Genomic DNA, 14586 nt, shown 5'->3' on the forward strand with positions numbered 1-14586 from the left:
GCCACAGGGGGCGCGGCCGCGCCCCCTGTGGCACCAAACTACCCCGTCCCCGATGAGGACACCTACCGGATGGAAAGCGGGCGGTTTTGGCCGGCGGCGCGGATGCGGAGGTTCGGAGTGCTGCCTGCGCGCGTGAGTGTGGCGGTCGACCCGAGTTCGTCGTCGAGCTCAGCGCCCAGCGCCTGCGCGAACGAGCGTACGGCCAGGCTCGGCCGGTTGTTCTCCTGTGAGATGTGCATGGCCACGAGCTGCTCGGTGCGGTCGGTCACGAGTTTGAGCGCCGCATCCGCCGCCTGCTCGTTTGAGAGGTGGCCGCGCTCGGACATGATGCGGTCCTGCAGGTAGCGCGGGTACGAGCCGGTACGCAGCATGGCCACGTCGTGGTTGCTCTCCAGCGCGAGGATGCGCACATCGGCCAGGGCGTCCAACGCGTCGTCACTCAGGCAGCCGGTGTCCGTGGCGTACCCGATGGCGTCGCCCGCGTAGCTGAAGCGAAAACCCGTGGGGTTTACCACGTCATGCGAAGTGGCGAACGTGCGCACCTCGATGCCCGCCACCGTGAAGGCCTTGCCGGGGATGAATTCGCAAAACGGCAGCTCGGCGAGGTATGCGCGCGTCTCCGGTGTCCCGATGCTCGCGAAGAGCTCCACGTCGAAGGCGCGGCACCACACGCTGATGCCGCTGACGTGGTCGGAGTGCTCGTGGGTGAGCAGCAGCGCCCGGACATCTTGCTCATCGAGTCCGAGCTCGTGCATGCGCTTGCACACCTCGCGCCGCGAGAAACCGTCATCGATCATCACGAGGCCGCAGGGACCCTCAACGAGCGCGCAGTTGCCCTTGGACCCGCTGCCCAGGATGTGAAGATGCAGCTTCGATTCGCCCCGATTGCCCACGCCGTCCGCTCCATTCGACTCGATAGGCCCCGCGCGCTGTGCGCCCATCCGGCAGGGCGGCGCGGCCAACAGATACAATAGTGCCGTTTCTAGGAGGTTACATGCCCACCGTCGCTCAACACTTCGCGCGTCTTCAGCGTAAGGCGCATGCGTCCGCACCCGATGTCGCGTCGGAGGCCACCTCGCCGGTGGTGCTCATGGTATCAGGCGGCGCGGACTCGACGGCACTGCTCGTGATGGCGTGCACATCAAAACTCGACCTGCGCGACGGCCGCGGTCCGGTGCGCATCGCGCGCGAGCGGCTGCACGTGCTGCACGTCAACCATCATCTGCGCGGCGACGCTTCCGACGGCGACGAGCGGTTCGTGCGCGACCTGTGCGCGCGCTACGGCGTGCCCCTCTGCGTGGAGCACGCCTCGTTTACCGAGCTTTCGGGCCAAAACCTCGAGGCCGCCGCACGCGAGGTCCGCTACGCGGCTGCCCGTCGCTACGTGCGCGAGCTGTGCGCCGCAACCGGTGCGCCCCGCGCCTCTGCTCGCATCGTGACCGCCCATACCGCCTCCGATCGCACCGAGACGTTCTTCATGAACGCCATCAAGGGGTCCGGCCCCGCGGGTCTGTCGAGCATTCCGCGCCGCCGCAACATCATCGTGCGGCCCCTGATCGACATGACCCATGAGGAGCTCTGCCGCTACCTTCAGGTCGCGGGCATCCCCTGGCGGGAGGACGAGAGCAACGCCGATACCTCCTACCTGCGCAACTTCGTGCGCCATCGCGTGGTGCCGCTGGCACGCGAGCGCAACGCCCAGCTCGAGCGGGCCATCGGCGCGACCTGCGACATCTTGGGCGAGGAAGACGCCTTCATGTCTCAGCTCGCGGGCAACGCCCTGCGCACCTGCATCCGCCGCGAGGACGAGGGGCTGGTGGTGCTCGACGCGCGCCGCCTGGCCTCGGCCGAGATCGCCATCGCCCGGCGCATGGTCCGCTTGGCGTATCGCAAGGTTGCGCCAGCCGAACGGCTCGAGATGCGTCATGTGGAGGCGGTGCTCGCCTGCGTGGCGCGCGGCGAGGGGTCGCTGTCGCTTCCCGGCGGCATCGACGCGCGCATGGAGTTCGGTACGCTGTCGCTGCGCAGCCCTATCGCCCGCGAGCGCCTGGCTTCCGGCTGGCTGTCGGTGCCCGGGAGCATGCCGCTGGCGAACCAGATGGTGCTCGAGTCCTCGATCGTGCGCGTGCCGGACGGCAGCGACCCGGTTGAGTTCGCCCGGACCTCACGCGCGCCCGAGGATGCCGAGGACCGCGACCTTGTCGCCTATGTCGATGCCGGCAGCCTGGGGTTTGCCGAGCGCGACCTGATGCGCCTGCTTGAAGCGGGCGATGCGGTTCCCGCCGAGGTCTACACGGCGCACCTGTGGGTCGATACGCCTGCGCCAGGTGATATCATGTGCCCGTTAGGCATGCACGGCAGGTCCCGGAAGCTCTCCGACATCTTGGGATCGGCGCGCGTGCCGGTGGCCGAGCGTGCGAACGTGCCGGTGGTGCGTACGTTGCCCGGCGGTACCGTCGTGTGGGTTGGCGGTATTCGCCTCGACGAGCGCTTCAAGTGCACGGCCGCAAGCAAGCTGCTGGTAAAATTGGTCATTCGTGCGTACGACCGTATCGGCGCGCACGACGAGGGGTAGGGTTGCCGCAAGGCACGCTCAAGCAGAAAGGTCAGCCATGGATACGTTGCATCCTGACGTCGATCACGTCCTGTTCGATCAGGCGGAGATCGCCTCCATCGTCGAGCGCATGGGTGCCGAGATCACCCGCGATTACGAGGGTCGCGACCTCGTGCTCATCGCGGTGCTCCGCGGCGCGGTCGTGTTCATGGGCGACCTTATGCGCCAGATCAAAGTGCCGCTCGCCATCGACTTCATGGCCGTGTCCAGCTACGGCGCCGCTGCCAAGTCGTCGGGCATCGTCCGCATCGTCAAGGACCTCGATATCGATATCAAGGGTCGTGACGTGCTGATCGTCGAGGACATCCTCGACTCCGGCCTGACGCTGCACTACCTCATGAAGAACCTGAGCAGCCGCCGTCCCGCCTCGCTCGAGGTCGCGACCTTCCTGTGGAAGGACGTCCGCGGCAAGCAGGCGGCCATCAACCCGAAGTACGTGGGCACGCACTGCCCCGATGACTTCGTGGTGGGCTACGGTCTCGACTACGCCGAGCGCTATCGCAACCTCCCCTATGTGGGTGTACTCAAACCGGAGGTCTATTCGTAGATGACATATTGGAACAAGTTCGACCAGGATGCGCTCTCGGTGGTTCGCGCCGAGGGCGACAACGGAGGCGGCCGCACACCCGAGCGCCCGGGTTCTGACAAGGAGAACCCGTTCGGCAAGCTCGATGACCGGGGGCGCTCGGGCGGTTCTGGCCCCGGTGGCCATCGTCCGCCATCGCGCACGGGTTGGCTGTATTTCCTGATCGCCTGCGTGCTGATCGCCTATCTGTTCATGAATATGGGTGGCGGGCTGTTCGGCAGCTCGGCGAATGCCCAGGAGCTTTCCACGAGCGAGTTCGTGACCGCGGTCAAGGACGGCCGCGTCTCGAGCGCCACCTATACCGTGGCCAACGGCTCGGTGGAGGGCACCTATTGGCAGACCAGTGAGGACAAAGGCGATGCCTCCGACCTCGTGCCGTTCGTGTCGACCTACGTCGGCTCCGATTCGCTGGCCGAGCTCATGGCGGCGCATCCCGACACGAACTACACCGTCGATACGTCCGATCCGAATCTGCTCGCCAACCTGCTCGTGAGCGTGCTGCCCACCGTGGCCCTCATCGCGCTCATGATCTACTTCATGCGCCAGATGACCGGCTCGAACAACAAGGCGATGCAGTTCGGCAAGACGAACGCCAAGACAAACGAGGCCACGCGCCCCAAGGTGAAATTCGACGACGTCGCCGGCATCGACGAGGCGGTCGAGGAGCTCAAGGAGGTTCGCGACTTTCTGTCCGACCCCGAGCGCTTCCGCAAGCTCGGCGCGAAGATTCCCCGCGGCGTGCTGCTCGTGGGCCCTCCGGGCACCGGCAAGACGCTGCTCGCGAAGGCTGTCGCCGGCGAGGCGGGCGTGCCGTTCTTCTCCATCTCCGGCTCCGATTTCGTGGAGATGTTCGTGGGCGTGGGTGCATCCCGCGTGCGCGACCTGTTCAAGGAGGCCAAGAGCCAGGCTCCCTCCATCATCTTCATCGACGAGATCGACGCGGTCGGCCGCCAGCGCGGCGCCGGCCTCGGCGGCGGGCACGATGAGCGCGAGCAGACGCTTAACCAGCTGCTTGTGGAGATGGACGGCTTCGAGGAGTCCGAAAGCGTCATCCTCATCGCCGCCACGAACCGCCCCGACATCCTCGATCCGGCGCTTTTGCGCCCCGGCCGCTTCGACCGCCAGATCACCGTGGACCGTCCGGATGTGGCCGGCCGCGAGCAGATTCTGCGCGTGCACGCCGCGAACAAGCCGCTGGATGCCGATGTCAGCTTCGACAAGCTCGCGAAGCTCACCGTCGGTTTCACGGGCGCCGACCTGGCGAACCTCCTGAACGAGTCCGCGCTTCTGGCGGCGCGCCGCCACCGCTCGACCATCTCGATGGACGAGGTGGAGGAGTCGATGGAGCGCGTCATCGCCGGTCCGGAGCGCAAGGCCCGCGTCATGAGCGAGACGGAGCGCACGACGATCGCCTACCACGAGAGCGGACACGCGCTTGTGGGGCACGTGCTCGAGCACTCCGACCCCGTGCACAAGATCACGATCATCCCCCGCGGCCAGGCGCTCGGCTACACCATGCAGCTGCCCACCGAGGATCACTACCTCAAGACGAAAAACGAGATGCTCGACGAGCTCGCGGTGTTTTTGGGCGGTCGCGTGGCCGAGGAGATCATGTGCGACGACATCACGAGCGGCGCGTCGAACGACCTCGAGCGCGCCACGAAGATGGCTCGCGAGATGGTCACGCGCTTGGGCATGAGCGAGGAGCTCGGCACGCAGGTGTTCGGTGAAGCTCAGCACCAGGTGTTCCTGGGCCGCGATTATGCCGATCATCAGGATTACTCCGAGGAGACGGCCCGCCGCATCGATATCGAGGTCCAGCGCATCATGCGCGAGGCCCACGAGCGCGCCTACCGCATCCTGTTCGAGCGCCGTGAGCAGCTGGAACTCATGAAGTCCGTGCTGCTCGAGCGCGAGACCGTCGAGGGCGATGCCGTGACGGCGCTGCTCGACAACACGTGGGACGAGTACCTGGCGTCCCAGGGCGAGAAGCCCGCCGCGCCTGCCGCGCAAGCCTCTGCGCCCACGGCGCCCGAGGCTGCCGCCGAGTCCGCGACGACGCCCGCGCCCGCGCCCGCCGCGCCCGCGCGCAAGCCCTCCGATGAGGAGATCGCCGCCGAGGCCGCAGCATACGCGCAAGAGGCGCTCGCGGCCGAGCGGGCGGAAAACCGGCCGGACGACACGCATTAGCTGTATGCGAAACCTCCCGTTCCCATCAGGGCCGGGAGGTTTTTTCTTTTGACGTTCATTTCCCCCTAGGGAAAAGTGCGTCGCTGGGGGAGGGGAGCATAGTGCGCGGCGTACAATGACGAAAAACGCCACGCACATACCCCTTCGTGCAGAAAGCGAGGCTTTCATGATCAATGACACCATGTTCGCACGCGGTGCGGAGAGCTCGAAGATCCGCGAGATCTTTTCCTACGGCCTAGAGCGGAAGGCTCAGATTGGAGCCGATAAAGTTTTCGACTACTCCCTCGGCAACCCGAGCGTTCCGGCGCCCGCAGCCGTGCGCGCCTCCATCGAGCGCTCCCTGGAGCTGCCGAGCGAGGAGCTCCACGGCTACACGCCGGCCCCCGGCCTGCCCGAGGCGCGCCAGGCGGTTGCCGATTCGCTCAACCGCCGTTTCGGCACGGCGTATACCGCCGGCGACGTGTTCATGACCGTCGGTGCCGCCGCCTCGGTCTCCATGTGCATCCACGCCCTCACGAACCCGGGCGAAGAGGTCATCGTCATCGCCCCGTACTTCCCGGAGTACGCCGTCTGGATCGAGAAGGCGGGCGCGACCTGCGTGGAGGTGCTGGCCGACCAGCAGACGTTCCAGGTCGACCCCGAGGCCGTCGCCGCCGCCATCACGCCGCGTACCGCCGCCGTGATCATCGATTCGCCGAACAACCCCACGGGCGCGGTCTACACGCGCGAGACGCTCGAGGCGCTCGCCTGCGTGCTGCGTGCGGCGAACGAGGGACGCGAGCAGCCCATCTTCCTCATCTCCGACGAGCCGTACCGCGAGATCGTCTACGGAGCCGAGGTGCCTTGGGTCCCGAGCATCTACGAGAACACCGTCGTGTGCTACTCCTACTCCAAGTCCCTCTCGCTGCCGGGTGAGCGCGTGGGCTGGGTGCTCGTGCCCAACACCTGCCCGCTGGCGTCCCGCATCATGCCCGCTGTGGCCGGCGCCGCCCGTACGCTCGGCTTCGTGTGCGCCCCGGCGCTGTTCCAGCGTGTGGTGGCCGATTGCGTCGACGAGCCGTCCGACGTTGCGGCCTATGCGCGCAACCGCGACGTGCTGACGCGCGCCCTGTCCGAGTACGGCTACACCTATGTGGAGCCCGACGGCGCCTTCTACTTGTGGGTCAAGGCGCTCGAGGACGACGCCGAGGCGTTCTGCGAGCGCGCGAAGGCCTATGAGCTGCTGCCGGTGCCGTCCAACAGCTTCGGCGTCCCCGGCTGGTTCCGCCTGGGCTACTGCATCGATTACGATGTCATCGTGAACTCGCTTCCCGCCTGGAAGCGCCTGGCCGACGAGTATCGCGCCTGATCGCGTCCGTGCGGCCCCGCGCCCGCGTCCCTATGGAGGTTCGTATGTCATATCGGATTGCCTGCGATATCCACACCCACACGCTGTTCTCGCGCCACGCGTATTCCACCATCGCCGAGAACGTCGCGGCGTGCCGCGCCGCCGGCGTTGAGCTGCTCGGCTCGACCGATCATTTCAGCAGCATGCTCTTCCCTGAGCAGCATGTGCGGAATTTCCAGTACTTCATGAACCAGGGCATCTGGCCGCGTGAATGGGACGGGGTGTACGTGCTGCGCGGTGCGGAGGCGGACATCGTCTCGCTCGATGGCGCCCTGTTCGGCCAGGACGTCCGCTGCCCCGAGAGCATCGTCGGCAAGCCGTACGCCACGGAGCGCACCCTGTTCGACATCGTCACGGCGAACCTCGACTACCTGATCGCCAGCGTGCATAACGGCGACTTCACGAAGGGCGCGCCTATCGCCCGCACGACCGGCATGTACGTGAAGGCGCTCGAGGAGCCCAAGGTCCTGGTGCTCGGCCACACCGGTCGCTCCGGCGTACCGTTCGATATCGACGAGGTGCTGACGGTGGCCAAGGAGCGCCATAAGCTCATCGAGATCAACGAGCACAGCCTTGAGATGGACGAGCGCGGCTGGTTCCACAGCGTCTGCTCGCGCATTGCCTGCCGCTGCGCCGAGATGGGTGTGGGCATCGTCGTGTCGAGTGACGCGCACGTTGCACCCGCTATCGGTTCGTTCAACTGCGCGAAGCGCATGCTCGAAGAGATCGACTTCCCCGAGGAGCTCATCATGAACCGCGACCGCGCCACGATGCTCCAGGCGCTCGATGCCGCCCTGGGTAGCGAATAAGGCTCATATGCTGTCATACTGGTAGCCGTTGTTCATAACGGATGCGCGCCCCACGCGCCGCGGATACGGTGCGAGGGGCGCGCATGCGCATCGATAGGGAGGAATCGGTTACATGCTGAAGCGCACGTTCGAAGAGGATCTGGAGCGCGCCATCGCCTTTCACGGGCATCTGTGCGCGGGCCAGGTGATCGGCACGCGCATGGCGCGCCGTGCGATGGCGTATTTCGATATCGACGACGCGGATACCTATCGCGACCTCATCGCGTTCGTCGAGTGCGATCGCTGTCTGGCGGATGCGGTCATCTCCGTTGCCAACTGCCACCTGGGTCGCCGCCGGCTCAAGTGGTACGACTACGGCATCATGGCTGCGACGTTCTACGACATCGCGACCGACCGCGCCATCCGTATCACGCAGCGTCCCGATGTTCCCAAGGCGCCGCACGACAAGCAGGAGATGCTCGCGTTTTTCGCCGGTCTCACCGATGCCGAGCTGTTCTGCGTGCACGAGGTCGACCTGCCCGACTTCAAGGAGTTCGACCTGCCGGGCCGCCCGCGCAAGACCCAGGTCTGCGAGGTGTGCGGCGAGCGCATCCACGATGGCCGCGGCATCGAGCGCGACGGCCACGTGTACTGTCGCCGCTGCGCCGGCGAGCACGTGTACTATACGCTCGGCCCCGAGGTGATACTGTAGCGGTCCTGAAAAGAGAGGTTGCTTCCGGCCGCACCCCGGGACCTACCGCTCCAGAACGGCGACCGTCTCCACGTGCTCGGTGTGGGGGAACATGTCCACGGGCGTCAGGCGAACCAGGCGGTATCCGCCAGCGGCGAGCTGCTCGATATCGCGCATCTGCGTCTCGGGATTGCAGCTCACGTACACGATGCGACGCGGCGCGAGCGCGCAGGCGGCTTCCAGGCACGCAGGCGTCGAGCCGGCACGCGGTGGATCGAGGCAGAGCACATCGACCTGCCGTCCCTCGGCGGCGGCGCGCCGCATGTAGGCGGTCGCGTCCTCGGCGACGAACTCGGCCACGTCCTCCAGGCCGTTCAGCTCGGCATTGCGGCGGGCGTCGGCGATGCCGGCGGCGTTGCGCTCCACGCCCAACAGGCGCACGGCGATCCCGCGCTCTTTCGCGTCGTGCGCGGCGCACAGGCCGATCGTGCCGCTGCCGCAGTAGGCGTCCAGCAGGACATCGCCCTCCTGCAGCTGCATGCCCTCGATGGCCAGGCGGTAAAGCACCTCGGTCTGGGCCGGGTTCGTCTGGTAAAACGCCGTGGGGGAGATGTCGAACGCACACCCGAGCAGCCCGTCGCGCAGCTGTCCCGCACCGGCGAGCACGCGCGTTTCGGCCCCCAGGATGGCGTTCGTGACCTTCGGGTTGATGTTCTGCGCTATGGTCGTGATGCGCGGGTCGATAGCGCCAAGCGCCTCGACGAATGCATCCATATGCGGAAGGTCGCGCTGGCTCGTCACGATGGTGAGCATCGCCTCGTCAGTCTTCCAGCCGCAGCGCAGCACCGCGTAGCGCAGAAGCCCGCGCCGCGTGTCCTCGTTGTAGGCGGGGATGTGGCAGGCCTCGGCTGCCCGCGCGACGCCGTTTAAGATGGCGCGCGCACCGGGCGCCTCGACGATGCATTCCGGCACCTCGACGATGCGGTGCGTGCCGCGAGCGAAAAAACCTGAACGCACCTCGCCGTGAGGCCCGGGTGCGAACGGCGTGACCGCCTTGTAGCGGAATGCCCGCGGAGCGGGGAGCTTGCCCTCTCCGGCGCGCCCGCCCATGCCCTCGATGGGGTCGAGCTCAACCGTCCAGCCCTGCTCGGCGATCAAGGGCGCGAACAGCTCCTCCATCGCCTGCTGCTTGCGCGCAAGCTGCTTGCGATAGGGAAGGCCGAGCCACGTGCACCCGCCGCAGGAGCGCATGAGGGGGCAGGGCCCGTCTGATGACTGCTGCTTGGTTGGGGATGCGGGGCGGGTTTTTGCCATGACGGTCCAATCGGTTGCTCATAGAGGGACGGCTCTATTTTCCCACGGGCTGGTATTTTCCCAAACCACGTATCCGCAATCCGGGTAGGATAAATGCATTCGTTCGGTGGCGAAGTATCTCTTCCCACCCCGTCTCACCAAGGGAGCTTCCGTGCTCGAGCTTAAAGGCATCACCAAAGACTACCCGGCGGGCGATACCGTCGTCCACGCGCTCAAGGGGATCTCCGTCACGTTTCGCGACCAGGAGTTCGTGAGCATCCTCGGCCAGTCCGGCTGCGGCAAGACCACGCTGCTGAACATCATCGGCGGCCTCGACCAGTACACGCGCGGCGACCTCATCATCAACGGCCGCTCGACGAAGAGCTACCGCGACCGCGATTGGGATACCTACCGTAACCATTCGGTCGGCTTCGTGTTCCAGTCCTACAATCTCATTCCGCATCAGAGCGTGATCGCGAACGTCGAAATGGCGCTGCTGCTGTCCGGCGCGCCCAAGGCCGAGCGCCGCGAGCGGGCGGAGCGCGCGCTCAAGCAGGTCGGTCTGGCCGACCATATGCACAAGCGCCCCAACCAGCTCTCCGGCGGCCAGATGCAGCGCGTGGCCATCGCCCGCGCCATCGTGAACGACCCGGAGATCATTCTTGCCGACGAGCCCACCGGCGCCCTCGACACCGAAACCTCCGTCGAGGTCATGGAGATCTTGAAGGAGCTCTCGCGCGACCGCCTCGTCATCATGGTTACCCACAACCCGCAGCTCGCCGAGGAATACTCCGACCGCATCGTCCGCATCCAGGACGGCCTGCTCACGAGCGATTCGCATCCCGTCGACCCGGCGCGCGAGCACCTGACCGAAGAGCAGATCCAGGCTCACGCCGTGGCCGACGCGCGCAAGGGCAAACGCGGCATGAGCTACCTGTCGGCCATCGCGCTATCGTTCAACAACCTCATGACGAAGAAGGGCCGCACGTTTTTGACGGCGTTCGCCGGCTCCATCGGCATCATCGGCATCGCGCTCATCCTGTCTTTGTCCGACGGCGCGCAGAACTACATCGCCGACACCGAGAAATCCACGATGGGCAGCTACCCGCTCACCATCCAGCAGACCTCGATGGACATGGCGAGCATGATGACGTCGATGATGGGCATGTCGGAGGACGCGACGCGTGAGAACACGTCGGGCGAGGTCGAGTCCAAAGACCTCGTGAACGACATGGTGTCGAGCGCGGCGAACGGCGCGACCGAAAACGACATGGTTGCCATCAAGGCGTGGCTCGACGGCAATCCCGGTGATATCGATAACTACGTGACCGATATCCAGTACACCTACGACACGCCGCTCAACATCTACAAATCCGATACATCCGACGGCGTCGTGCAGGTGAACCCGGCGACCGTCATGGACTCGCTCGGCTTCTCGATGAGCGGCAGCACGCAGACCGAGATGATGAGCAGCATGTCGGGCGGGTCGGGTTCGGCCTACGACGTGTGGACGCCGCTGCTGTCCAATAAGGAGACCTGGAAACGCGACTACGACGTCGTGGCCGGCCGCATGCCCGAGGATTGGAACGAGGTCGTGGTCTATGTGGACCGCAACGACCGCATCTCCGACTACACACTCTACGCGCTCGGCCTGCTCGATCAAGGTGAGCTGCGCGGCATGATGAGCGACGTGCTGGCCGGCGAGAAGGTCGAGTCACGTGAGATGACGTCCTACACCTATGACGACCTGCTGAACCTCACGTTCAAGGTTCTGCCCGAAAGCTCGAAATACGCCGAACAGGACGACGGCACGTGGGCCGATATGTCTGATGACGCCGCCTATATGGAAGACGAGGTCGACGCGGCCGAGACGGTGCGCGTGGTGGGCATCGTCCGCCCCACGGAGGACAACTCGTCCGGCAGCAACTGGGGTGCGGTCCTCTACACCCCCGAGCTCATGGAGCACATGGTGGAGGCGGTCGACGAGAGCCCGGTCGTGGCGGCGCAAGAGGACAGTCCCTCGACCGACATCTTCACGGGCACGCCGTTTTCCGACGATGTCGACGTGAACCTGTCGATGGAGGACATCGACCAGATGATCGCGCAGATGCCTGCGGGCCAAGGCGAGCAGCTGCAGGCCTACGTGGACCAGATGCGCGACGAGGGCATGAGCGACAAGGCTATCGCGAGCGCGTTCTCGCGCCAGATGTCCGAGCAGAACGACAACGCGACCTACGACGGCAACCTCGACATCCTGGGCGTGGCCGACCTGGACGACCCCGCGTCGATCAGCATCTATCCCATCGACTTCGAGGCGAAGGAGCACATCGACAACCTGATCGATGACTACAACGAGCAGATCCGCACCGATGGCGAGGGGACCGAGATCCAGTACACCGACATCGTGGGCACCATGATGTCGAGCGTGACGGACATCGTGAACGCCATCACCTACATCCTGATCGCGTTCGTGGCCATCTCGCTCGTGGTGAGTTCCATCATGATCGGCATCATCACCTATATCTCGGTGCTCGAGCGCACGAAGGAGATCGGCATCCTGCGCTCCATCGGCGCGAGCAAGCGCGACGTGAGCCGTATCTTCACCGCGGAGACCTTCATCATCGGCTTCGTGTCCGGTGTGCTCGGCATCGTGGTGACCGTGCTGCTGGATATCCCGGTGAACATGATTATCGAGCAGGTCGCGGGCGTGGCGAACCTCGCCGCGGTGCCCGTTGCCGCCGGCGTGGGCCTCGTGCTCATCTCCGTCGTCCTGTCGCTCGTGGCTGGCGTGGCTCCGAGCCGTATGGCTGCGAAGAAGGATCCGGTCACCGCCCTGCGCACCGAGTAGCCGTTGCGGGTGTCCTCATCGGGGACGAAGACGGTCGAGAGCATGTCGGGAACGATCTTCTTGAAGAATTTCTCGACCTGCCAAAGGACCGGCATGCACAAGATCATGGGCAGGACGCTTGCTGAGTAGTCGTTCAGTGCGGCGGGAATGCCGTAGATGCTGGTTACGGTCGCGCCTGTTTCGGCGGCGGCGTTCACGAGGTTCATCATTTCCGGTGCGATAAGCACGCCACCCATCATCATGCCGAGCGCCTGGCTGCATCCCAGTTGGCGTGCAGCTGACCAGCCGAGCAAGATGGGCATGAAATAGAAACCGGCGTTGTAGAGCCAGTTGTTGAACAGGTTGTATTCGACGCTGTCGGCAGCCCAGAGGTTGAGCATGCCGGGCCCGGCGACGACCGCGATGGTGCGGAACATCGCGGCCGCCATCATCACGGGGATGAGTGCGACCATGGATTTCGACAGGTAGTTGAGGATATTGCCGCCGATGCGCTTGGGCGTGAGCGGTTCTTTGATCTCCTTATCGAGGTTTTCCGCCAAGGCGCCCTCGCCCGGTGCTCCCTACGATGCCGTCACGCGGTTGATATGCATGATGAGGTAGAGCAGTTCCTCTTCGGTGAGCGAAGCGTCGTAGGTCGCCTCGATCTCGCGTGCGATGGCTCGGGCGCACGCGGCCGATTTGGGATACTGCGCGGCGATGGCCTCGAACAGCCCGGCGTTTTCCGTTTCGAGCGGCTCGCCCTTCGCGATTCGCTCCAGCAGGTAGCTGATATGGGTCGAGAACCTGGTGTAGGCGAAGGAGTTCTCATCGACTTCGGCGCCCATCTCGCGATGGATGATCTTCGGAATCTTCTTGAACAAAATGTCCTCGCGCTTGATGGCTCGGGCACCGCGCTGGCTTGGCGCCACGGCGGCGTTGACGATGGACAGGGCAATGCCCGACGCCTCTCGCTTGGCGTCGAGGCGCACGCCGAAGGTCTTCTGCATGCCGCGGACGGCAAGCTCGCCTAGGCGGTATTCGACGGGATGTGCCTGCTCAACCTCGGCGCCGAGTGGCATGGGAACGACCATATGCTCGCGGGCGCGCTTCAAGGCGAACTGGATGTGGTCCGCGAGCGTAACGGGGAAGTTGGGGGATAGCTGGTAGGAGATCTGCTGGCAGACGATGTCAGCCAGCTGCGCGGCGAACTCGAGGACATCTGGATCCACCTCGTCGATGAAGGCGAGGTAGCGCGAATCGATGCCATAGAACGTGCGCTGGATGTCCGCGAGATCAACATCGTGCGGCATCTTGCCATATCCCACGCCGCGACCGAGCGCGATGAGCTGATGACCGGCGTCGTCCTCGCAGATGGCGGCGTTGTGGTTGATGCTCTGGGTGGCGCGCACGAAGAACCCCCCTTGATCGTGATGTCCTCCATTGTAGCGACCGCCGTTCGGATGCGCGCATGTCAGCAGAAGGGGATGGTATATTGCGTTTCGCACAGGTGGTACCAGCTGTTTTGTCGGTTTGTGCAGTTCCTGCGGAGGGATGTTGCATGGTTAACATCTCAAATTTTTTAACTAAAATGCTTTAGCGAGTTTACAGACGGAGGCGCGTGAACGATACGTGCCTCGATCGAGCGCCGCCGCTGTCGCGCTCGGAAAGGAGTTGTCATGGATTTCGAGAAGATGCGCGAGGTCATCTCCGAGACCGTCGGTTGCGACCTTGAGAAGGTCACCCGCGAGGCCAAGCTCGAGGAGGACCTGGGCGCCGACTCCCTGGCTGCCATGGAGCTCGTCATGGCGCTTGAGGAGGCCTTCGACTGCGAGATCGACGACGCCGAGCTTGACCAGTTCAAGACCGTTGGCGATCTGGCCGACTACCTGGAGAACAAGGCTCAGTAACAGATTCGAGCCGCAAGCCGGGCAGGGCCATGGGTCCTGCCCGGCTTCTCTTTATGCATCCATGCATCGAGGGAAGCACCGGCCCCATTGTTCTCGGTGCGGCAGCGCGCCAGCGAGAGGGATGCGGCCAGTGTTTCCCTGTATACGAGGAGGTCCACGCACATGGCTATGAAGACCCAGGACATCATCGACCTGATGGGTCGTTTCGACACGAGCGGCATCGGCCGCATGAAGATCACGAGCGGTGACACCACCATCGAGCTCGAGAAGCCCGGCTGCGTGGTCGCCCCCGCCGCCCCGGCC

At 65.1% G+C, this 14586-nt stretch carries 11 protein-coding genes and 1 pseudogene; 8 read left to right on the top strand and 4 right to left on the bottom strand.

The window, feature by feature from the left end:
- Positions 1–62: 62 nt before the first annotated feature.
- Positions 63–893, bottom strand: a complete 831-nt coding sequence (locus H6A21_RS10170; RefSeq protein WP_342636103.1) for an MBL fold metallo-hydrolase — start codon at positions 891–893, stop codon at positions 63–65.
- 101 nt (positions 894–994) lie between these two features.
- Here H6A21_RS10170 and tilS point away from each other — a divergent pair, with 101 nt between their 5' ends.
- The 6 genes from tilS to H6A21_RS10200 all read left to right on the top strand — a co-directional run bounded on the left by tilS (position 995) and on the right by H6A21_RS10200 (position 8277).
- The gene (gene tilS / locus H6A21_RS10175; RefSeq protein WP_204562631.1) at positions 995–2575 is read left to right on the top strand and encodes a tRNA lysidine(34) synthetase TilS; all 1581 of its coding nucleotides are present in this window, start codon (positions 995–997) and stop codon (positions 2573–2575) included.
- Positions 2576–2612: 37 nt separating this feature from the next.
- Positions 2613–3161 carry a hypoxanthine phosphoribosyltransferase gene (hpt, locus tag H6A21_RS10180; RefSeq protein ID WP_204562632.1) on the top strand — a complete coding sequence of 183 codons (549 nt, stop codon included), beginning with the start codon at positions 2613–2615 and terminating at the stop codon, positions 3159–3161.
- Positions 3162–5390, top strand: a complete 2229-nt coding sequence (gene ftsH, locus H6A21_RS10185) for an ATP-dependent zinc metalloprotease FtsH (protein WP_204562633.1) — start codon at positions 3162–3164, stop codon at positions 5388–5390.
- A gap of 166 nt (positions 5391–5556) precedes the next feature.
- Positions 5557–6738, top strand: a complete 1182-nt coding sequence (locus H6A21_RS10190; RefSeq protein ID WP_204562634.1) for a pyridoxal phosphate-dependent aminotransferase — start codon at positions 5557–5559, stop codon at positions 6736–6738.
- 44 nt (positions 6739–6782) lie between these two features.
- The gene (locus tag H6A21_RS10195; RefSeq protein WP_204562635.1) at positions 6783–7586 is read left to right on the top strand and encodes a phosphatase; all 804 of its coding nucleotides are present in this window, start codon (positions 6783–6785) and stop codon (positions 7584–7586) included.
- A gap of 112 nt (positions 7587–7698) precedes the next feature.
- A complete protein-coding gene (locus H6A21_RS10200) occupies positions 7699–8277 on the top strand; it encodes an FmdE family protein (RefSeq protein WP_204562636.1) in 579 nt (192 codons plus the stop codon).
- Positions 8278–8319: 42 nt separating this feature from the next.
- On the opposite strand, the gene rlmD is transcribed toward H6A21_RS10200, so the two are convergent.
- Positions 8320–9570 (bottom strand): 23S rRNA (uracil(1939)-C(5))-methyltransferase RlmD, encoded by a 1251-nt coding sequence (rlmD, locus tag H6A21_RS10205; protein WP_204562637.1) that lies wholly within the window; start codon positions 9568–9570, stop codon positions 8320–8322.
- 151 nt (positions 9571–9721) lie between these two features.
- On the opposite strand from rlmD, the gene H6A21_RS11230 reads away from it, so the two are divergent.
- Complete coding sequence (locus H6A21_RS11230; RefSeq protein WP_204562638.1) at positions 9722–12397, top strand: ATP-binding cassette domain-containing protein; 2676 nt, start codon at positions 9722–9724, stop codon at positions 12395–12397.
- Positions 12398–12441: 44 nt separating this feature from the next.
- Here the strand turns inward: H6A21_RS11230 and H6A21_RS11235 are convergent.
- Together H6A21_RS11235 and H6A21_RS10215 are read right to left on the bottom strand one after the other, a co-directional pair.
- Positions 12442–12849: pseudogene (locus tag H6A21_RS11235) on the bottom strand (PTS transporter subunit EIIC); the annotation flags it as partial.
- A gap of 108 nt (positions 12850–12957) precedes the next feature.
- Positions 12958–13785, bottom strand: coding sequence for a PRD domain-containing protein (locus tag H6A21_RS10215; RefSeq protein ID WP_204562639.1), 828 nt, complete (start codon positions 13783–13785; stop codon positions 12958–12960).
- Between the two features lie 267 nt (positions 13786–14052).
- Here H6A21_RS10215 and acpP point away from each other — a divergent pair, with 267 nt between their 5' ends.
- Positions 14053–14283: an acyl carrier protein gene (acpP, locus tag H6A21_RS10220; RefSeq protein WP_066830438.1), complete on the top strand. Its 231-nt coding sequence runs from the start codon at positions 14053–14055 to the stop codon at positions 14281–14283.
- The last annotated feature ends 303 nt before the right edge of the window (positions 14284–14586 follow it).

The sequence above is a fragment of the Collinsella tanakaei genome, assembly GCF_016902615.1.
GTDB classification, from domain to species: domain Bacteria; phylum Actinomycetota; class Coriobacteriia; order Coriobacteriales; family Coriobacteriaceae; genus Collinsella; species Collinsella tanakaei_A.

Bases quoted from the DNA above. Each gene is read 5' to 3' on its own strand.
- tilS (WP_204562631.1), top strand. From the start codon at position 995: ATGCCCACCGTCGCTCAACACTTCGCGCGTCTTCAGCGTAAGGCGCAT.
- hpt (WP_204562632.1), top strand. From the start codon at position 2,613: ATGGATACGTTGCATCCTGACGTCGATCACGTCCTGTTCGATCAGGCG.
- ftsH (WP_204562633.1), top strand. From the start codon at position 3,162: ATGACATATTGGAACAAGTTCGACCAGGATGCGCTCTCGGTGGTTCGC.
- H6A21_RS10190 (WP_204562634.1), top strand. From the start codon at position 5,557: ATGATCAATGACACCATGTTCGCACGCGGTGCGGAGAGCTCGAAGATC.
- H6A21_RS10195 (WP_204562635.1), top strand. From the start codon at position 6,783: ATGTCATATCGGATTGCCTGCGATATCCACACCCACACGCTGTTCTCG.
- H6A21_RS10200 (WP_204562636.1), top strand. From the start codon at position 7,699: ATGCTGAAGCGCACGTTCGAAGAGGATCTGGAGCGCGCCATCGCCTTT.
- rlmD (WP_204562637.1), bottom strand. From the start codon at position 9,570: ATGGCAAAAACCCGCCCCGCATCCCCAACCAAGCAGCAGTCATCAGAC.
- acpP (WP_066830438.1), top strand. From the start codon at position 14,053: ATGGATTTCGAGAAGATGCGCGAGGTCATCTCCGAGACCGTCGGTTGC.